The organism is Vibrio profundum (genome assembly GCF_050337555.1).
Lineage (GTDB): Bacteria > Pseudomonadota > Gammaproteobacteria > Enterobacterales > Vibrionaceae > Vibrio > Vibrio profundum.
The window spans coordinates 15,004-34,135 of the sequence record NZ_JAKJTA010000011.1 but is presented as its reverse complement, the minus strand read 5'-3'; the positions used below and the strand labels follow the sequence as shown (position 1 = coordinate 34,135).

The 19,132-nt window shown below is 43.2% G+C and carries 18 protein-coding genes; 12 read left to right on the top strand and 6 right to left on the bottom strand.

All coding sequences use genetic code 11. The annotated features are described in order from the left end of the window. The first annotated feature begins 93 nt into the window (after positions 1-93). The 6 genes from L4C34_RS11845 (at position 94) to rplT (ending at position 4,692) form a co-directional block, all read left to right on the top strand. Positions 94-615 carry a nicotinate-nicotinamide nucleotide adenylyltransferase gene (locus L4C34_RS11845; protein WP_428789547.1) on the top strand — a complete coding sequence of 174 codons (522 nt, stop codon included), beginning with the start codon at positions 94-96 and terminating at the stop codon, positions 613-615. 54 nt (positions 616-669) lie between these two features. Continuing rightward, on the top strand, positions 670-1,212 hold the full coding sequence (locus L4C34_RS11840) for a hypothetical protein (RefSeq protein ID WP_428789546.1): 543 nt from the start codon (positions 670-672) through the stop codon (positions 1,210-1,212). Between the two features lie 290 nt (positions 1,213-1,502). Next, positions 1,503-3,431 carry a threonine--tRNA ligase gene (gene thrS, locus L4C34_RS11835; RefSeq protein ID WP_428789545.1) on the top strand — a complete coding sequence of 643 codons (1,929 nt, stop codon included), beginning with the start codon at positions 1,503-1,505 and terminating at the stop codon, positions 3,429-3,431. Beyond that, positions 3,428-3,985, top strand: a complete 558-nt coding sequence (infC, locus tag L4C34_RS11830) for a translation initiation factor IF-3 (RefSeq protein WP_428789693.1) — start codon at positions 3,428-3,430, stop codon at positions 3,983-3,985. Before thrS ends, infC begins: the two co-directional genes overlap by 4 nt. Before the next feature lie 118 nt (positions 3,986-4,103). Then, complete coding sequence (gene rpmI / locus L4C34_RS11825; protein WP_428789544.1) at positions 4,104-4,298, top strand: 50S ribosomal protein L35; 195 nt, start codon at positions 4,104-4,106, stop codon at positions 4,296-4,298. A 40-nt stretch (positions 4,299-4,338) separates the two neighbouring features. Then, entirely contained in the window at positions 4,339-4,692 is a 354-nt protein-coding gene (rplT, locus tag L4C34_RS11820; RefSeq protein ID WP_428789543.1) for a 50S ribosomal protein L20, read from the top strand. 340 nt (positions 4,693-5,032) lie between these two features. On the opposite strand, the gene L4C34_RS11815 is transcribed toward rplT, so the two are convergent. Further along, positions 5,033-5,485 (bottom strand): Lrp/AsnC family transcriptional regulator, encoded by a 453-nt coding sequence (locus L4C34_RS11815; RefSeq protein ID WP_428789542.1) that lies wholly within the window; start codon positions 5,483-5,485, stop codon positions 5,033-5,035. A gap of 72 nt (positions 5,486-5,557) precedes the next feature. After that, on the bottom strand, positions 5,558-8,944 hold the full coding sequence (gene tssM / locus L4C34_RS11810; protein ID WP_428789541.1) for a type VI secretion system membrane subunit TssM: 3,387 nt from the start codon (positions 8,942-8,944) through the stop codon (positions 5,558-5,560). 843 nt (positions 8,945-9,787) lie between these two features. Here tssM and L4C34_RS11805 point away from each other — a divergent pair. From L4C34_RS11805 to icmH, 5 genes are read left to right on the top strand one after another with little or no spacing between them, the layout of a single operon-like run. Further along, on the top strand, positions 9,788-10,390 hold the full coding sequence (locus tag L4C34_RS11805) for a hypothetical protein (RefSeq protein ID WP_428789540.1): 603 nt from the start codon (positions 9,788-9,790) through the stop codon (positions 10,388-10,390). A 10-nt stretch (positions 10,391-10,400) separates the two neighbouring features. Next, the gene (locus L4C34_RS11800; protein ID WP_428789539.1) at positions 10,401-11,810 is read left to right on the top strand and encodes a type VI secretion system-associated FHA domain protein; all 1,410 of its coding nucleotides are present in this window, start codon (positions 10,401-10,403) and stop codon (positions 11,808-11,810) included. Further along, positions 11,803-12,303 (top strand): type VI secretion system lipoprotein TssJ, encoded by a 501-nt coding sequence (gene tssJ, locus L4C34_RS11795; protein WP_428789538.1) that lies wholly within the window; start codon positions 11,803-11,805, stop codon positions 12,301-12,303. Before L4C34_RS11800 ends, tssJ begins: the two co-directional genes overlap by 8 nt. A gap of 9 nt (positions 12,304-12,312) precedes the next feature. Beyond that, the gene (tssK, locus tag L4C34_RS11790) at positions 12,313-13,638 is read left to right on the top strand and encodes a type VI secretion system baseplate subunit TssK (RefSeq protein WP_428789537.1); all 1,326 of its coding nucleotides are present in this window, start codon (positions 12,313-12,315) and stop codon (positions 13,636-13,638) included. Continuing rightward, positions 13,635-14,426, top strand: coding sequence for a type IVB secretion system protein IcmH/DotU (gene icmH / locus L4C34_RS11785; RefSeq protein ID WP_428789536.1), 792 nt, complete (start codon positions 13,635-13,637; stop codon positions 14,424-14,426). The genes tssK and icmH overlap by 4 nt, the downstream gene beginning before the upstream one ends. Before the next feature lie 69 nt (positions 14,427-14,495). On the opposite strand, the gene L4C34_RS11780 is transcribed toward icmH, so the two are convergent. Beyond that, complete coding sequence (locus L4C34_RS11780) at positions 14,496-14,855, bottom strand: glutathione S-transferase N-terminal domain-containing protein (protein WP_428789535.1); 360 nt, start codon at positions 14,853-14,855, stop codon at positions 14,496-14,498. 112 nt (positions 14,856-14,967) lie between these two features. Then, entirely contained in the window at positions 14,968-16,557 is a 1,590-nt protein-coding gene (gene norR / locus L4C34_RS11775) for a nitric oxide reductase transcriptional regulator NorR (RefSeq protein WP_428789692.1), read from the bottom strand. 252 nt (positions 16,558-16,809) lie between these two features. Here norR and hmpA point away from each other — a divergent pair, with 252 nt between their 5' ends. Beyond that, a complete protein-coding gene (gene hmpA / locus L4C34_RS11770) occupies positions 16,810-18,000 on the top strand; it encodes an NO-inducible flavohemoprotein (protein WP_428789534.1) in 1,191 nt (396 codons plus the stop codon). 50 nt (positions 18,001-18,050) lie between these two features. On the opposite strand, the gene L4C34_RS11765 is transcribed toward hmpA, so the two are convergent. Beyond that, positions 18,051-18,587 (bottom strand): hypothetical protein, encoded by a 537-nt coding sequence (locus L4C34_RS11765; RefSeq protein WP_428789533.1) that lies wholly within the window; start codon positions 18,585-18,587, stop codon positions 18,051-18,053. After that, the gene (locus L4C34_RS11760; RefSeq protein ID WP_428789532.1) at positions 18,580-19,119 is read right to left on the bottom strand and encodes a YaeQ family protein; all 540 of its coding nucleotides are present in this window, start codon (positions 19,117-19,119) and stop codon (positions 18,580-18,582) included. The genes L4C34_RS11765 and L4C34_RS11760 overlap by 8 nt, the downstream gene beginning before the upstream one ends. Positions 19,120-19,132 lie beyond the last annotated feature (13 nt).

Sequence of the window (19,132 nt, the reverse complement as noted above, 5' to 3'; positions counted from 1 at the left end):
TGATTTATGAAATTGTGTTTGATGGTAATATCATACTCATTTCATCCAATTAGAAAACTGCGAAGTGGACATTGATCGTAGATAGGGTAAATAATGAGCAAAATTGCTGTCTTTGGTAGCGCGTTTAACCCGCCTAGCTTAGGTCATAAAAGTGTGATCGAGTCACTCAGTCATTATGACAAGGTGTTGTTGGTACCGAGTATTAGCCATGCATGGGGCAAAGAAATGGCGGATTACTCGCTGCGTTGCGAATTGCTGGCTGGATTTGTTACCGATATCGCGCTGCCGAATGTAGAATTGTCTAAGGTTGAGGAGCAGCTGTATGTTCCCGGAACCAGTGTGACCACTTTCGCGGTATTAAGCGAGTTACAGCAGAACTTTCCTGACGCTGACATAACGTTTATCATGGGTCCTGATAATATTGTCAATTTCACGAAATTTTATCGGTATGATGAAATTTTGCGCCGTTGGAGCTTACTCGCTTGTCCAGAAAAAGTGGCGATTCGCAGCACTCAAATACGCGATAATTTGTTGGCTGGAAATTCGATTGCAGGTTTGACGACGCCGAGTGTGGCGAAATTGCTTGATGAGCAGCGTATTTACCATTCATCATGATATTGCAGGATTTAGGGCTGATAGGGTTTGCAGATAGAGTTTAAGGCAGAATTAATGTCAAAAGTTTGGATCATTATTGGGGTTTTTGTGGGTATGATATCTAATCAGGTATTCGCTAGCACCTCTGATCCGGCATCAAGCAATACCTATAATCAGACTGCACCTACTATTGCGGAAAGGTCAGGAACAGCTTCGGCCCTTGCTGACAATTTTACGCTACCCACGGATTCTGTACCTCAGATGCCGTCTTTTGATTTTTCAAACTCACAAGACACCACGGATAACTATTGGTCGGATTGGGCGATAAAATACAAGTCTGAACCCTTCTTGTCAGATAGCCTTTCTTTTAGCCACTTTGGTGTGGGTGTATGGCAACCACAAACGGCGCAAAGAGATCCCACTTTTAATACCAACTTACCGACCAAGCCTGATCAAGTCGGTGCTATCGGTTCGGAAGAGTGGCTACTCAACCATGGCCTTCAGCTGAGCTTAGGGTTTGGCGATCAAAACTCAGGACAGCCCCGCATCCGATTTGATTACCTGTGGCATGAAGACAGTTACGACAATGTGATGATGCAGGTTGAGTTCCCATTCTAATCATCACTTCAGCTCAATATTGAAAACAATTCCCTATAGGTGTTTCCAATGCCTTTCCATTTTACGGCATGGTTATTTCTTTACGGCACGGTTATTCTTTTACAACGTGGTTATTCCTTTACGATATTGTTATTTCGCCGTTTTCCGTTACAATGCCCGAGCGTTAGCTAAAACACATTCGTATTTGTGCGCAAGCTCGCGCAGCTATTTGAATTCTATACGCTTATATTTGAAGCGTTATAACTGAACACGTGTTGCTTGGTGTGCAACACCACTGTAAAGGATAAAATATGCCAATTATTACTCTTCCTGACGGCAGTCAACGTCAATTTGATACTCCAGTTTCAACTCTAGATGTCGCTCAATCTATCGGCCCAGGCCTAGCGAAAGCAACGATTGCAGGCCGTGTAGACGGTATTCGTGTCGATGCTTGCGATCTTATCGAGAGCGATGCGAGCCTTGAAATCGTTACCGCTAAAGATGAAGTCGACGGTCTAGAAATCGTTCGCCACTCATGTGCTCACTTGCTAGGACACGCGATTAAGCAGCTGTATCCTGAAGCGAAAATGGCGATTGGTCCGACAATTGATAGCGGCTTTTACTACGATATCGATATGGAACATTCGCTTACGCAAGAAGATTTAGAAAAAATCGAAAAGCGTATGAAAGAGCTGGCGAAGACCAAATACGCTGTTGTTAAAAAGAAAGTCAGCTGGCAGGAAGCTCGCGATGCGTTTGAAGCGCGTGGCGAAACTTACAAGATGGAAATCTTGGACGAAAATGTCTCTCGTGACGACCGTCCAGGTTTGTACCATCATGAAGAATATATCGATATGTGTCGTGGTCCGCACGTGCCGCACATGGGCTTTTGTCAGCACTTTACACTGTTGAACGTAGCTGGTGCCTACTGGCGCGGTAACAGCGATAATAAGATGCTACAACGTATCTATGGTACGGCCTTCCACGATAAGAAAGCGCTGAAAGCGCATCTTACTCGCTTGGAAGAAGCTGCGAAGCGCGACCACCGTAAAATCGGTAAGCACTTAGACTTGTTCCACATGCAGCAAGAAGCGCCGGGTATGGTGTTCTGGCATCACAATGGTTGGTCTATCTTCCGTGACTTGGAAGTATTTGTTCGTGAGAAACTCACAGAATACAACTACCAAGAAGTGAAAGGCCCACTAATCATGGATCGCGTTCTTTGGGAACGTTCAGGTCACTGGGACAAGTACGCAGAAGCAATGTTCACGACTTCTTCAGAGAACCGTGAGTACGCGCTGAAGCCGATGAACTGTCCAGGCCACGTTCAAATCTTCAATCAAGGTTTGAAATCATATCGTGATTTACCGCTACGTATGGCAGAATTCGGTTCTTGTCATCGTAACGAGCCATCTGGTGCATTACATGGTATCATGCGCGTCCGTGGTTTCACTCAAGATGACGCACATATATTTTGTACAGAAAACCAAATTCAAGATGAAGTGACATCTTGTATTAAAATGGTGTATGACACATACAGCACATTTGGTTTTGACAATATTGTCGTGAAGCTGTCAACTCGCCCAGAAAAGCGTGTTGGTTCAGATGAAATCTGGGATCAATCAGAAGAAGCGTTGAAGCTTTCTCTTGAAGCAATGGACATTCCATATGAGATTCAAGAAGGCGAAGGTGCATTCTATGGCCCTAAGATTGAATTCACGCTGCACGATTGTTTAGACCGTGCATGGCAGTGTGGTACCGTTCAGCTAGACTTCAACTTACCAGAGCGTTTAGGCGCAACTTATGTAGGTGAAGATAACGAACGCCACGTGCCTGTGATGATTCACCGTGCAATTTTAGGCTCATTAGAGCGCTTCATCGGTATTTTGATTGAAGAATATGCAGGTTTCTTCCCAACGTGGTTGGCGCCAGAACAGGCTGTGATTATGAATATCACGGACAAACAGGCCGCGTACGTTGAAGAAGTTGCACAAAAAATGCAAAAAAGTGGAATTAGAGCCAAAGCGGACTTGAGAAATGAGAAGATAGGCTTTAAAATCCGCGAACACACTTTAAAGCGTGTACCGTATATGTTGGTTTGTGGTGACCAAGAAATGGAAGCCGGCGAAATCGCAGTACGTACTCGTAAAGGTAAAGACCTAGGTAAATTCAAAGTGGATGATTTTATTTCATATATCCACGCCGAGGTTTCTAACCGCAAGCTCAATCTGGAGGAATAGCTATTAAAGGCGGAAGACGTGGCCAACAACCGGCCAAACAAAACCAGCACCGTTTAAACGGTGACATTCGAGGCGTTCGTGAAGTTCGTCTAACTGGCGCTGACGGTGAAGCTGTTGGTGTTGTTTCAATTAATGAAGCACTTGAAGCAGCTAATGAAGCTGGTATGGATCTCGTAGAGATCAGCCCTAACGCCGAGCCACCAGTTTGTCGTGTGATGGACTATGGCAAGTTCCTGTTCGAGAAGAGCAAAGCTGCGAAAGAGCAGAAAAAGAAGCAAAAGCAGATTCAGATTAAGGAAGTAAAATTCCGTCCTGGAACTGATATTGGAGACTATCAGGTAAAACTACGCAACCTGACACGTTTCCTCGAAGACGGCAACAAAGTGAAAGTAACTATTCGCTTCCGTGGCCGCGAAATGGCTCACCAAGAGATCGGTGTCGACGTTTTGAATCGTTTGAAAGTAGATACAGTTGATTTAGCTGTTGTCGAATCTTTCCCGACTCGAATCGAAGGCCGCCAAATGATCATGGTGTTGGCCCCTAAAAAGAAGTAATTAACGGCTTGCAAGTAATTAAATCCTGCCGTTGACCTTTTATAAGAAGGGAAATGGCGGGATTTTATTCGCCTTAGTTACTATTGTTTAACAACTCAACAATGCGGAGTTATTCATCATGCCTAAGATGAAAACCAACAAAGGTGCTGCTAAGCGTTTCCAGAAAACTGCTGGTGGTATCAAGTTTAAGCACGCTACAAAACGTCACATCCTGACTAAGCGTACTACTAAGAACAAGCGTCAGCTACGTCCGAATGCAATCCTTCCTAAATGTGAAGTGGCTGCAGTTATTCGTATGATGCCATACGCTTAATTCTTTTTAGTTTATTATCGTTTAGTTTAGGAGAAGCATAATGCCTCGCGTAAAACGTGGTGTACAAGCTCGTGCACGTCATAAAAAAGTTCTAAAACAAGCTAAAGGTTACTACGGAGCACGTTCACGTGTTTACCGCGTAGCTTTCCAAGCAATTACAAAAGCTGGTCAATACGCATACCGTGACCGTCGCAACAAGAAACGTCAATTCCGTCAACTTTGGATTGCACGTATCAACGCGGCATCTCGTCAAAATGGTCTATCTTACAGCCGTTTCATCAACGGTCTTAAGAAAGCATCTATCGAGATCGATCGTAAGATCCTTGCGGACATCGCAGTATTCGACAAAGCAGCATTTACTGTTTTAGTTGAAAAAGCAAAATCTGCTCTTTAATTTTTAAAGAATAGATATGCACTAAAAAGGAGAGCTACGGCTCTCCTTTTTTGATCTTAGGCTTTTCTAGCTTGGTAGCTGTACCTACATTCTTCTCTATCTAGTCATCTTGCAAGATAGCTCACTGTCCTTAATACTTGCGTTAGAATTTTATATTTCGGTATTCGTGGTTTTAGGTGCACCTTGATCGAGTAAACTCTCCTCTCATGACTTCCTGTCGACACCATCCATAAACATTTCATAAAGTTTCACAATCAGTCATTAAATCAGCAGCACTCAAACGAGTTTAAAAAAATAGCCACTCTATGAGTGGCTATTTTAAGCGGTATGTATCTAATTATTAACGAACGATAGGTTGGTGTAGCACTACCGTATTATTAAGAGTTCGAATGCCTGGGAAGCCTTCGATCTCGTTACATAGGCTATGAATCGCGTGCAGGTCAGGCGCTTCAATAAGAGCAATGATATCGTAACTGCCACCGACAATACTGGTCAGACGGATCTCTGGGATCTCTTTTAACGCTTCGGTCACTTCGTCTTTTCTACCTTTGTCACAAGAGATGAGTAAGTAACTGGCCGCTTGTCGCCCTTCATTTTCCACGCGTATTTGCGCAGTGTAGCCTTTTATTACTCCACTTTTCTCTAAGCGGTTAATTCGCTCTGAAACTGCGGTTCGTGACAACCCGATGTTCCGTGAAAGATTAGCGATAGACTCGCGTCCGTTAGATAGGAGGTTAGAAAGTATTTTCCTGTCTAACTTGTCTAAGCCTTGTAAACTAGAATCTGATATCATTGGTCCTGCCTTTTCTGATTGTTGTTATTTTCGTACTTTGCGTACTTGTTGTTAACTTTATAATTATATTTTTTATATTGTTATTTTCTTTGGCAGAGTAAAGTTGTACAGCTCTGGCAAAGTAAATGGGTTCCGCGCAGTTAGCGGATGGATCTTCAAGCTTAAGTAGCGGCCTGAGACCTTTATATTACTGATGAAGCCACCATCTTTCAGGCTTGTAATGTTCGAGGCATCAAACAGGCGATAAATTGCCCATTGGCCACTTTCGTTCAATACATGCTGTTTGCCTTCATCGGTAATGTCTTGAATCGTGATGCTTACATCGTAATCACCATTTTTGGGTGGCCACTGTAGCTCACTGATTTTACTAGGCCCTTGGTAGTAATGGATAGTACTATCAGACAGCTTTATATTGGCACGGATCGCACTTGAATCTAGATCCATCACAGTGGCACTAAATGGGATATAGAAGCGGTTAGTACTCTTACTGATCAGAGTGTTTTTTATCACATTATAGTTTTTCAGCTGTACCAATAAGCTTGATGACAGCGGCATTTCTTCGCCTTCCACTTTCCTTGGTGACCAAAGGTTAGTGTCATAAAATGGCGCTAAGTTTTCTTTGATGAAGTTGTCTAGTATTCCGCCTGCTGAGAATAATTGCTCAAAATCAGCCAGAGAAATCTCTTCTGAAGCGTGGATATCAAATGGATACTTGTGTAAACCTACCTGACGGAACTTACTGTAAACTTCGCTATTCCATTGCTCTTGGATACCTTTGGACGCTTCATGGATCATGACCACCCAACTTTGTCTGACGATATCCATCAACCAGCTGCGAACAGGTTCTGGTGACTTTTGTGCAATCTCTTTAAGTTGAACAATTGGATCGGCATCTGAGCTACTCATACGTGAGCGCGCAGCTGCAAGTGCTGCCATTTGCGGGTCTGGAGCGTCAGAAATTCCTTTTAGGTAAGTTCTTAAACGGCTCAGAGCTGTAATCGTTTCTTCCCAAGGTGTTGGCGTATTGGCAGTTTCACGAATTTGCAGTTGGTTAAGAGGATAAAATGTTTGTTCCACTCGGCTCATCAGCACGTAGTCTGGAGTGATCATTTTTTCCGCTTGCTTACTGACAGCATTGACAGCGCTATTAAGGGCCGCATTATCTTTATTCAAGTGTAGGTTTTTGTTCAAATCTGGAGAGAAATGGGTGTTAGAGTACACTTGTTTTAGTACGGTCGTTAACGGAGAAGAAGGGCCGGAAACCAAATCTATCGCATTCGTTAACTCGCCAATATTATGGTAATTTTTAACCTTGAGCTCGCTCAGCGCGTTACGCCAATCATTGATATAGTCATCGGTATACTCTTGACGTACTTTTTCTTTGAAGGCTTGCTGCTCTTCTTCAGTCGGAGTTACTTGGTTCGACAAACCTAGCACCCAATCATCAGAAATGACGTTCTTAGTCATTAGAGCAACTCTTGGTCGATAGAAGGTACTAAACCCTGTCGAGGTGAAGAGCTTGTTGATCTCTAAACTGCGTACATCAGCCTTGTTGCTAAAGACATCATTGAAGTTAAAGCCTATCGCACGTTCAATGTTGAGTGAACCAAGGTCTGACAACTTAGCTTGGTTCACTAATTTGGCGTATACGAGGTCGACGTTAGATTTAGCCAGTAGAGTACGTCTAACAGAGCGCACAAGATCCATATTGATGGCAACAGGTTCAAAATCAGTTTTAAAGTAAGCGTCTAGGTATTTGCTCACATCTGTTACAACTTGAGGTGTGACATTTAAACTTTTTAACGTCGCGCGCGTTTCTGATTTCAAGAATGGAATATCTCGCTTATCAGCATACTTAAGCATCAAGTATCCCTTGAGTAAGGGTAAAGCCTCTTTGGCGTTATCTTGGTTTTGAGTAAGCGCGATACGATAACCTTGTTCAATGGTAGGCATCAGCTGATTGCCAACGGTATCGATAAGCGCTTTATAGGCAATATGCGTACTTTGCTTTAGTCGACTCACGTGCATACTAAAGTGCTCGTGATCGAGTGCTTTATTTCCCATTAACCACGCTTGGTACGTAGGGGCGACAGACTCACTGGCATTCGCGATCGAGCGGTGGAAATCGTTACTGTATAAATGATGTGAGACTTTATTTACGTCCAGTAGACGATCAATCACGCTGAGGTTGTTATTTAAGCTTGCAGAAAGCGCGTAGCCGCTACCAAGGATGAGTGCGGTACTGCAAAGTAGGGCAGCATAGCTTCTACGTTGCATTCGCTCTAAATTTGCTTTATTTTCTTGCGCAAAATCGACTTCAGGCAGTATCTGAGACTCGACTAAAAAGCGTGTGAAATAAGGTACTTCAGAGAGGTGGGAATGCTCTGACGCTATGATAGGTAAATTGAAGTAATTGCTACAGCTCTTCGCTAAGAGGTTGTACTTACGTCCACCTTGCAAGCTGGATGTGAAGAAGATATCCCTTAAGTCGATATGGTGAGTGCCATCGACGGTGCGATTGAGAATATCAATGATGTTGGCGAGCTCTTTTTCACAAAGCTCAAACTGCTTAGGGAAGCCTAACGTTGCTTTCTTCTCGTCTGTCGAACTTGAGTTGACGGATGAATCTAGCGCTTGAGATTCGAGAACGGTAACCAAGTTCTTGAAGCTGTCTGAAAAGTAGTCAATGTGAGCGCCTTTCGCTTCTTTCATCGGGATCGATAAGTATTCAGCGTAGGATTTCAGTGGACTGAACTGAATGTATTCTTTAAACCCATCTAACTTGTCAATTTTGGTGAAGACTAAATAAACGGGTAAAGTTGACAAGGTCAGTTGGCCAATAGAAGCTAACCTGTCACGGACAGCACCTAAGGTGTGATCGATCGCCTCACTCTCGTTAAGTAGGAAATATTCGAAATCAACAAACGTTAAACAGCCAGCAAATGGTTTTCTGGGGTTGTAAGAAATGACTTCGTGGACAAACGTTTTCCAAAGCTCAGAATCAAAGTTTGACACTTGTTGAAAAACCAACCTATCGTTGGGTTCGATATATACTGCAGCATCAGATTCAAACCACTGGAAATATTCGTTGGAGCGAGTTTTTGGTTTATCAATTGGTTTAATAGCATTCGATGAGTGAATGAATAGTGATTTACCTGCTTCTTTATTTCCCATTAGCAGATAGATCGGTTTCTTATTTGATGCTGTTAGTAATGGACGAAGGATATCCGCAAGAGTGTCACTTTCAGTAGCAAGTGTGCTTTGGTTGTTTTTATTTCTAGATTTTATTTTGAGCGTTACATTGTAGGCTCCCCAAACCAGACCTGCGGCGGCTGACGCATAGATCAATAATGGATTAGGTTTGATTAAAAAATAGGCTAGGCCAGCTAAGGTGACCACGGTCATTAGCAATAGCGTAGACAAAAGAAACGGATTTCTAGTGAACTTATTTGTAAACATGGGGCGACGTTGTATCTCAATTAAACAATCAATTTTCTATTCGCAGTAAAACACTGCTTATAGCGCGATGTGATGGTGGAATCTTGTTCAATCTAAAGCGATTGATAATTATAATTTTTCTCATCACAATTATTTGACATTCAATAAACTTGGAAGTACACGTCCGTCACTGGTTGTATCGTTTTAATATGACTTTAGAGCAAATCGTTGGTTATTAAGTGTCCAAATTTGTTTTTAATTATTATTAAATTACTAGCCATTTAAAATCGTGTTCACAATCAACAAGCAAAGCCTGCCCGTTTTCGGGTCTATAAATAAGTCGTCTTGGTGATTAATTTATCAGCAATGTTTCTATATCAAGAAGGCGCAGCGATAACGAACAAAAAATATCACAAATAGAATTCTATGCAGATACTGAACTCATATAAAAATACCATATTTGTGATTAATATCAATCTAGATGGGTTATTTTATGATCAAAAATAACTTTAAATTTACACAGCCGTAGAAAATTTACTTGTAAGTACCTTTCTTTTAGTTAATGATTTTTTGTTGACTTTTTCGACATTAGAGATCGTTAACGTTTAGCCTAATTGATAGCACTACTTCCTTCCAAGTTACACGCTAGTTAAAATAACTATTTTGCTAGGTAATTCGACGGAATTGATAGTCATAATACCCTTTTTATATGTCGCTATCTGACTGCCATTGAAAAACCAATTTATATTGGTATCTTCCTTTTCCCTATACATTGCCAAAACTCAGTTCAGATGCTTTTCCTCGCTTTTATATGATGAGAAATAAGTGGAGACAGCTCTAAATTAAGTACAGAAAGGAAAACAAATGAGCAGAATTCATTATATTTTTATTTGCGCATTATGTTGCTTATTCTCTAGTGTGGCACTAGCGAAAGGGGAGCGGTATGGAGCTGCGGTTAATTATCGCCAAATCGATAGCATTGGCTATACACAAGGCGATAGTGGTGAATTCGATACCATGAATTTTGGTTTGGTGCATACTCGTCCAATTGATGAGAATAACAACCGAATGCGTTGGTGGCTGGGTTTTAACTATCTCAATAGCGAAACTGATACGCCAGCAGGTGGAGTATACCAAAAGGTGACTAGCTATGAATTGAGAGTTGTCCCTCAATTCGCGATCGCAAATTGGGGCAAGTTTACTCCATTATTAGGCCTCGGCCTTTCGGCGGCATACAGCGAGTACAAAAACCGTTGGTTTGTTGACAACAGCGGCTATAAATATGGTTCCCAATTGGAAAACATCAATCAGTTTGAAGCTGGCATCGTTGTATCTGTAGGAGCCGCAGTGAAGTTAGGCTCTGATCCAGAGGCATACCTTCAATTAGTCCCGCAATTGTCGTATGTAAAGCCAGTCTACAATGACGGTCTTGGCGGGTTAGAGTTCACGATTGCGCTTTTATTCTAAGGAGCAGCGAATGAAATTAGTCCAGTTGGTATTAAATATTGCAAAGTACCCTGATGATTACATGGGGGCGAAGCACATAGAGATCCCAGAGTCGGGAGGCTCTATTGGGCGAGCACAAGGCTGTTATGTGACGCTTACCGATCACAATCGCTTTATCTCTAGTACGCATTGTTTAATCAGTGTGTACGGTAGCACTTTTTATCTGAGTGATGTGAGCACTAACGGTACATTGATCAACGGAAACAAGATTCTAAAAAATCAGCCAGTGTCGCTTTACGATGGTGATCAAATATCGCTAGGTCAATATGAAGTTTCTGTCGAGATTGAGTCAATTGCTTCCAATACTGATATCGCCATTGATATTGACCCAAGTCGTGATACGGCTGATCCGTTAGCTAACCTCGGTGAACTCGAAGTTGAGCCTGACCGTTCAGATTATGTGGCATTAGGTAGCCTTTTTGAAGATGAAGAAACCCCAGAAGATGAAAACGACCCCATCGTACACCTTTCTTCAGCGATGCAGTCTCCCGAAGAGAGCTTGCTCGATGATATTTCTTCTGAGCGTCAAGCGCCGTTGTCTCAACAGGTTCGCCGTCAAGTTATCGACGACAGTGACAGTATTTCTGCAGAGTTCGATTCCGGTGCTCTGATCCCAGAGGATTGGCTTGGTACTGAAACCAATCAGCGAGAAACTGTTCCTGTGCTGCCAATCGAGAAAGTGACAGCGCCGAATGTACCGAACGCACCGAGTGTACCTATGATGGCTGAGCAAACTGACGTCAATTGGGAAGAGCTAAATGAGTCCGAAGAGGCCCCGCCTCACATACGTAACACTCAAGTAAATGAAGGCCCACATTCAGCAACAGTTTCAAGCGCAGACGCTCTTCCACATGCGGAAAATGGCGCTTTGATGGAAGCGTTTCTGTCAGGCTTAGGCACGCCGAACTATGCACATTTGCAAAACAGACAGGTATTTTTCAAGCAAATGGGAAAATGTTTACGCACTTGTCTAGACCAGTTACAGAGTAGTCTTGAAGAAGTTGAGCAGCTAAAGAATGACACTAGTGAAAGTCAGCCAAAGATCAATCTGGCCGACTTAATGTTGAATCTTCACCATAAGAACCTGCTTTCCCCACATGAGCTTGTGGAGCAAATGTGTGATGAGCTAGATGTACATCAAAGAAATTATCGTAGTGCACTCAGTGAAGCGGCAGTCGAACAATTACATACCTTGTTGCCGGATGTGGTGACGAATTGTAAGAGTTCTCAATTTGGCCTCACTGACAAAGTAGAATTGTGGCGAGCGTTAAGTAAGACACAGATATCGAATGTACAAGAATTTACTCGTTCGCCGGATCGAGTGATTCAACGTCGTCTAAAAGAAAAATATAATCAGAATACTGAGGAACTAAATGCGTAACTTTTTTGTAGTCGCCATGGTACTTCTGCTGTCAAGCTGCAGTTCATGGGAACAGTTTAAAGAATCAACAGGGATAACTCCGAAAACTTCATCGGTGGAGTTGGTGATTGATTCCTCACAAGCACTGAATACACGAGAAGGCGGGCAATCATCGCCAGTAATTTTACGTATTCATGAGTTAAGCTCGCCGGTTTTGTTTCGTAGTTTAGATTTCTTTGCGTTGTTTGAAAACGATAAAGCGTCACTGGGTGATGAATACATTAAGCGTTATGAATTTCAGCTAGAGCCGGGCGAACATCTTCACCAGATTATCCAGCTCAATTCTAAGACTCGAGCTCTTGGGTTTTCGGCAGCCTTCCGTCATATCAATGGTTCGTCATGGCGAAAAGTCGAAATGATTAAGCCAAAAACCCGATACTACTTGCACCTCAAAGTACAGGGAAGTGAACTCGTAATCGACAATACTCGCGGCGTTGAGCAAACATTTTTTTAGGAAACGGATATGTCTTTATATAACCCTGTAGTGTGGCAAGACGGGATGTTCATGAAGCCACAGCACTTTCAACAGCTTGATCGAAGCCAACAAAAGCTCGGTGGTTTATTTAGCGCATATAGTGCTCCTTTACATTGGGGAATTAAGCACTTAGAGCTCAATAACGAGTCCCTGCTATTAGGAAAAGTTGGTGTAACAAAAGTAGAGGGGATCTTGCAAGATAGAACGCCCTTTGATCTTCCTACATTGGCTGACTTACCTGCAGTCTTGGAAGTGTCGGCTGATGTGACGAACAAAGTTATCTATCTATGTTGTCCGCTTCCGTCTGAGCGCATGGAGCAGTTTAGTGATGACAATAGTCACTCTCGCTATTCAATGTATCCTCAAGAAGTGGTCGACTCAGTTTTTGAAAGTTCTGATGTAGCTCAAATAGTAGTTGGTCGCCTTAACTTCCAGTTAATGTATGAAGACGATGATCGAAGTGCTTACACTTCTATCCCCATTTTGAAAGTGTCGGAAGTGACTCCCGAGGGTAAGGTTGTTCTAGATGATAGCTTTATTCCTACCTGTATTGACATTCACGCGTCTCCGGTTTTGAGCCGATTCACCACTGAGTTTGCGTCCATGCTTAAGCATAAGGCGGAATCCATCGTTGAGCGGTTAGGTACGGTTGACCAGCAAGGCGTGTCGTCGGTGGCAGACTTCATGTATTTACAAATATTGAATAAGTATGAACCACTATTCTTACATTTATCCGATATTCCCGGCATTCATCCAGAGTATTTATATCGAATTTTAATGCAGGCGGAAGGTGAGTTTTCCACTTTGTGCTCTTCTACACGTCGCCCTCGGGACTACGTGCGGTACTTGCACAAAGATTTGACGGCCTGTTTAACTGTTAGTCTCAATAGTTTGAAACAATTGCTTAGCGCGGTTTCGGACCAGCGCGCCATCCCACTGCCACTACAAGAGCAAAACTTTGGTATTCGTACTGCATCGATACCAGACAAGAGCATGCTGGAGTCGATGGGCTTTGTTTTGGCTGTGAAGGCGGATGTGACCATTGATGTGCTTTACTCACAGTTTGTGAGCCAGATTAAGATTGGTTCAATCGACAATATTCGTGACCTTATTAACTTGCAGTTACCTGGTATTAAGATCAAGGCAATGCCCGTGGTACCTAGGGCGCTGCCTTACCATGCTGGTTATACCTATTTTGAATTGGAAAAAGGCTCTGAGGATTGGGCTGAATTAAGTGATGCAGCGGCGATTGCGATCCATACTTCAGGCGAATTTAAGAACTTATCGTTACAACTATGGGCGGTACGACTATGAGTTATGTTGATCATGATGCAACGGTTGTCTTGTTTCAACCTGAACCGGGCAAACCTATGGAGGTCATGCCTTCACCGGACATGTCACGCAATATTGCTGTGGATGATTTAGATATTACTAAGTTTGGTGTTAACCCATTGGTAGACCAATTTTCATGGTTGATTGCGACCTTGTCGTGCATGTCGTCAATTCCATGGCTAGAAGATCCTATGCCATTTCGAGATCAAATTGCTCGAGAAATCCGTAAAGGTGAGCGAAAGCTTAGTGAAATGGAAGTTGAACGCGCTTCTATTTTGGTTATTCGCTATTGCCTATGTTCGGCGATCGATGAAGCTGTATGTAGTCAAGAGTGGGGTGAAAAAAGCCGCTGGAGCCAGAATAGCTTGTTGTCAGAATTTCATAGTGAAACCTTTGGTGGTGAAAAGTTCTTCCTTATATTGGAACGCCTTAAATCGGATCCTAAAAAATATCGCTACGTGATTGAGTTTTTGTATCTACTGATGCAGTTAGGCTTTAAAGGCCGGTATGGGCGAGAAGAGAGGGGGAACGAAAAACTGACTGAGATAGGAAACGTAGTGTACGGGATGGTACGAGACTACCGTCTAGCTGACCAAGAAAAAATCTCTTTAGTGAATCTGAAAGCCAAATATCTAAAAAGCCCACTCAAAAAAGTGATTTCTCCAAAACTGACGTTGATGGTGACAGCGGGGGTTGTTGCTCTGATGTACGCAAGTTGCTATTTAATCATCGATGTAAAGTTTCAGCAGTTGCTACAAGGTTATAGTTAACGTTGCAAGCTAACGTTGAATGGAAATAAGCAAAGCCTACTTAGCTTTGCTTATTTCATATAGGCGGAATCAGTTAAATCGCTGCTCTAAATACGCAATGATATCGGATGATTCGTACATCCATTTAACTTGTCCTTCTTGCTCGATACGTAGGCAAGGCACCTTCACTCGGCCCCCTCCAGTTTCTAGCTCTTGGCGATAAGTCTCGTTTTTCATCGCATCACGTAGTTCCACATTGAGTGATAAACGCTTCATCGCTCGGCGTACTTTTACGCAGAATGGGCATGCGTTAAACTGATATAGAGACAGGCCTTTTGCTAAAGCATCAATTCGTATTTGTTCTGTTGCTTCACGCTTGACTCCTTTAGGAGAAAATAGGGCGTTAACAAGAAGAATGATGCGGCCTAAAAACCAGCGTATTAATTTCATAGCGTACTTTAACTTTGTTATGGATGGACTCGGCGCCATTCTATCAGCGATAGCGTCACGCCTAAACTCATTTCTGATGTGCTCTAAACGACTTGATATAAGTAAAATGCTCTCAACCAGATAGCTTGGTCTGCTTGGTCACTTCGATCCCTAGCCGCTTTGCCAATCGACACAAATTGGCTCTGTCAGTTTTCAATGCTCTTGCGGCTTGCGCCCAATTATTATTGGATTCCGACAAGGTGGAAATGATTAGATCACGTTGAAACGTATCGGTTGCCGTTTTGATCCCCACAGTTAAATCGATAGTAGCTGGGGGATGTGTTTTTGGCGGAGCCGCTTCTATAGTATCTTGTTCAGTTAAAGGCTCTAATGTGTCGAAGTCTTGTTCAGTAACACTAACTAAGTCAGTTGCTTGGCTTCTGGCTTTCGCTCTCAGCGCAGCGCGGCTGATCAGATGTTCAAGCTCACGAATATTGCCAGGCCAATCATAATTTGTCAGCCTATCTAGCAAACCTGATGCAAATTTTAGCTGCTGTACTCCGAGTCTTTTTCGCGCTATTTCCAGAAAGTAACCACTTAAAATAATCACATCGTGGCCGCGCTGTCGAAGTGGTGGCACTGTCACAGGAAAAACACTTAGCCGATGAAATAGGTCAGAGCGGAATCGCCCTTGTTTGACTTCAGTATGGAGATCTCGGTTAGTGGCGGCTAATACTCGAACATCGACCGTTTGCACTTGGTCTTTGCCAACTGGCTGTATTTCATTGTTTTGCAGCGCGCGTAAAATTTTGCTTTGCGCTGCAAGCGGCAGCTCACCAATTTCATCTAAAAATATCGTACCACCATCAGCCAACGCGAACTTACCTAGCCTTGTTTTGTCTGCGCCAGTAAACGCACCTTTTACATGCCCAAACAGTTCACTTTCTACTAAATTTTCAGGAAGAGCAGCGCAGTTTACATAAATGAGAGGCTGCGATTGGCGAGCAGATTTTAGGTGTAGGGCGCGTGCGACGAGCTCTTTCCCCACACCAGTTTCACCTTGGATCAGGATATTGAAGTTTGATGGCGCGACAACATCAATGTCGGATTTCAGTTTCTTCATCGCATCACTGTTACCAAGCATTTCTTGGCTGTCTCTTTCCCAAGCTTCGTCATTAAGCTCCGTCAATTTCTGTTGGGTATGGAGTGCTTGCCGTTCTAATTGGTTAAATGACAGACCCATTTTTAGAACGGATGCGGCTATGGCTGCAAGCGTGCTGAGTGTTTGACGTGGAATCGATTCATACAAACCCGGTGTAAGGCTATCTAACGTTAGTACGCCAAGCAGTTTGTCACTAAAAACAAGTGGTAATCCCATACAAGAATGGATAGGCATATCACCATCATGTTCCATCAGCAAACCATCGAACGGATCTGGTAAGGTACTGTTAGAACTAAAAAAAGTGGCACTGTCTGATTCACAGATAGCCTTGAGTCTTGGGTGCTCATCGATAACAAAGCGCCGTCCAAAGGTATCTTGTGTGAGTCCGTGCATGGCAACAGGAGTTAGAGTGTTGCCTTGTAATGACAATAAAGCGACGGCATCGGAAGGAATTGTTTTGCGTACACTATCGAGTAAGTTAGCAAACCTTTCTTGGTTATTCTGCCCTCGGGCAAGCGACATCGTTAGTTCGGCTAGATTGGCAATCGAAATATCATTCATAGCAAGGCCTGTGTCATTTTGCTCATATTGAGTCATAAAGACTCTTTTGTGTGTAGTCATTATGACTCATTACTATTTCAAAGCCAACCTCGAAAGCCCACCTGTCATAGGATGACTAACCTGGCACTAACTTTGCTATATAGGAGCTCTGCAATTTATTCGCATTGAGCTTTTAGTCTATCGCTATGAAAAGGTGCTGCTTTTTCATTTGAAAGCTCTCTATGACGGTTTTCCTCTTTAAGGAGCAAGTTAATGCTAACTGAACAACAAATTAACGTTATCAAAAGCACCATTCCTCTACTTGAAAGCGCTGGCACAGCTTTGACAGATCACTTTTATCAAAGAGTATTTACTCACAACCCTGAATTAAAAGATGTGTTTAATATGGCGAATCAAAAAACTGGTCGTCAGAGCATTGCCCTGTTTCAAGCCGTTGCCGCGTATGCGAAAAATATCGATAACTTATCAGTGTTGACAGGAGCTGTAGAGCGCATTGCTCACAAGCACACTAGCTTCAATATTCAAGCCGAGCATTACCCAGTAGTAGGACACCACTTGATTGAAACGCTACGTGAATTGGCACCAGAAGCCTTGACACCAGAAGTAGAAGAAGCTTGGGTAGCGGCCTATCAATTACTGGCGAGTATCTTTATTGGCCGAGAAGGGCAGCTGTATAGTGAGCGTGAACAGGCGAGCGGAGGCTGGAAAAATGCGAGACCATTTGTTGTTGCCGACAAGAAAAAGGAATCGAAACTGGTGACTAGCTTTACTTTTGAAGCAGAGGATGGCGACGCTGTACTGGATTACATACCGGGTCAATATATTGGTATTGAGTTACAGCCTAGCGCGTCGGAGTACAAAGAAATTCGTCAGTACTCTTTGTCTCAAAAGCCAAATGGGCAAAATTACCGGATTTCAGTTAAGCGAGAAGCAGGCGCTGAAAGTTATCAAAATGGTATGGTATCAAATTACTTACACGATGAAGTTAACGTTGGGGATCGCGTCAGCTTATATGCGCCAGCGGGTGATTTTTATTATCAAGAGAAAGGCACTCCTACCGTGTTGATTTCCGCAGGAGTAGGGCTTACGCCAATGCAGGCCATGCTACAGTTGCTCGCAGCTCAAGGCAAAAAAGAGGTGTTCTATTTGCACGCCTGTGCGGATCGTGCTCAGCACAGTTTCGCGGATGAAGTGGCGAGCATAATTTCGGATCATGACTGGCAGCAGTGGCTATGGTATGGGAAGCAAGAAGCCAATACTGACAGCTTTACTGGACAGATGGAACTGAGTCGTGTTCAGGATCAATTGCCAGTTCAGTCCGCAGACTTTTACCTATGTGGGCCGATTGCATTTATGAAGTTCATTGTTGATCAGCTTGAGCAGATGGGCATTACGCGTGATCGAATTCACTATGAAGCGTTTGGCCCTCACGCGGACCTGTAATCGCTCCTGTGCCAGTGAGCTGCTAGGTCAACAGATCTGGCGCCCTGGCATTATTTCCCCCACAGGCATCGTAGCTTTTCAAGTAAGCCAGGTTTCCTCTTACTTTTATGGTGAGATAAACCTAAGTAATAACTTGCTAGCCAGTTGGTACGTAATTCTTGTATAGGCAAGAGTGTGATACTTGAGAGAGCCTCGGCGCTTTGCTGTGCATAGTCGTTGGCTAAGCTGAAATCCATTCCTAAATAGCCTTGTATATAGAGCCAGATATGAGTACTGGTTGTAAATTCAAGGAGTTCGGACGACTTAAAGCGCTCAGCATGCTCTTTTCCAACAGTATCCTGAATGATTTGGTTCATCGAAGACGTTGCGGCTTGCGTTGCCTGTAACTTAGACAAAGATTCCATATGCTGCTTGGTCGCGATACCGAGTAAATGCTGCTCGGCGGAGATGTCCGGCTTTACAGCGCATACTTTTTCAAACAGTACTTGGTTTTTGTCACAATACCAGTGCCACACTTCGGGATACTCAGCCACAATAGAGAGCTGATCGGCCAGTATTCGACTTAGTGATTGTTGCAAACTATTCATGGGAATGGAGAGATTTCCAGTCTACCTGATGTGATCCGGTATCAGTGCCGATATAAATCGATTGCTCAGAAAGCATGACCGAAATATCCATACGTCGCTCGACAATATTGGCTACATTTTCAATGCCGTCGGCATCAAACTGGATGATACTTGCTTTTGTTCGCGCAAGTTTATCTTTATTTTTTTGCCACCAGTTGTCGGATTTACTATTGAAAGAATAGACTTTGACCTGTTTAGCTTGCTTGCTTGATTTGAGCACTCTGTCGGGATCGGGTTCGCCCACATCTATCCAAAGTGAAATGCTGTCGTCGAGTTCTTTCGCCCAGATATCCGGTTCTTCGATGGTTGAAAGGCCTTTCGTAAATTGCAACGGGTACTCGGTGTTTAAGCAATACGCTAGAACACGAGTCATCATACGCAAATTATTTTCAGAAGGGTGCTTTGCAACGGTTAGAGCAAGCGAGTCATAGATGTCGCGGTTGAGGTCGGTCAATGCGATGCGGAACTTATAAATGGTAGGTTTAATTGCCATAATCTTGAATTTT

Excerpts from the sequence above, each read along its gene's own strand:
- L4C34_RS11815 (WP_428789542.1), bottom strand. The coding sequence starts at position 5,485 with ATGATATCAGATTCTAGTTTACAAGGCTTAGACAAGTTAGACAGGAAA.
- rplT (WP_428789543.1), top strand. The coding sequence starts at position 4,339 with ATGCCTCGCGTAAAACGTGGTGTACAAGCTCGTGCACGTCATAAAAAA.
- L4C34_RS11765 (WP_428789533.1), bottom strand. The coding sequence starts at position 18,587 with ATGAATAGTTTGCAACAATCACTAAGTCGAATACTGGCCGATCAGCTC.
- L4C34_RS11805 (WP_428789540.1), top strand. The coding sequence starts at position 9,788 with ATGAGCAGAATTCATTATATTTTTATTTGCGCATTATGTTGCTTATTC.
- L4C34_RS11845 (WP_428789547.1), top strand. The coding sequence starts at position 94 with ATGAGCAAAATTGCTGTCTTTGGTAGCGCGTTTAACCCGCCTAGCTTA.
- norR (WP_428789692.1), bottom strand. The coding sequence starts at position 16,557 with ATGAATGATATTTCGATTGCCAATCTAGCCGAACTAACGATGTCGCTT.
- hmpA (WP_428789534.1), top strand. The coding sequence starts at position 16,810 with ATGCTAACTGAACAACAAATTAACGTTATCAAAAGCACCATTCCTCTA.
- L4C34_RS11800 (WP_428789539.1), top strand. The coding sequence starts at position 10,401 with ATGAAATTAGTCCAGTTGGTATTAAATATTGCAAAGTACCCTGATGAT.
- tssJ (WP_428789538.1), top strand. The coding sequence starts at position 11,803 with ATGCGTAACTTTTTTGTAGTCGCCATGGTACTTCTGCTGTCAAGCTGC.
- thrS (WP_428789545.1), top strand. The coding sequence starts at position 1,503 with ATGCCAATTATTACTCTTCCTGACGGCAGTCAACGTCAATTTGATACT.
- L4C34_RS11840 (WP_428789546.1), top strand. The coding sequence starts at position 670 with ATGTCAAAAGTTTGGATCATTATTGGGGTTTTTGTGGGTATGATATCT.
- L4C34_RS11780 (WP_428789535.1), bottom strand. The coding sequence starts at position 14,855 with ATGAAATTAATACGCTGGTTTTTAGGCCGCATCATTCTTCTTGTTAAC.
- L4C34_RS11760 (WP_428789532.1), bottom strand. The coding sequence starts at position 19,119 with ATGGCAATTAAACCTACCATTTATAAGTTCCGCATCGCATTGACCGAC.
- rpmI (WP_428789544.1), top strand. The coding sequence starts at position 4,104 with ATGCCTAAGATGAAAACCAACAAAGGTGCTGCTAAGCGTTTCCAGAAA.
- tssK (WP_428789537.1), top strand. The coding sequence starts at position 12,313 with ATGTCTTTATATAACCCTGTAGTGTGGCAAGACGGGATGTTCATGAAG.
- tssM (WP_428789541.1), bottom strand. The coding sequence starts at position 8,944 with ATGTTTACAAATAAGTTCACTAGAAATCCGTTTCTTTTGTCTACGCTA.
- icmH (WP_428789536.1), top strand. The coding sequence starts at position 13,635 with ATGAGTTATGTTGATCATGATGCAACGGTTGTCTTGTTTCAACCTGAA.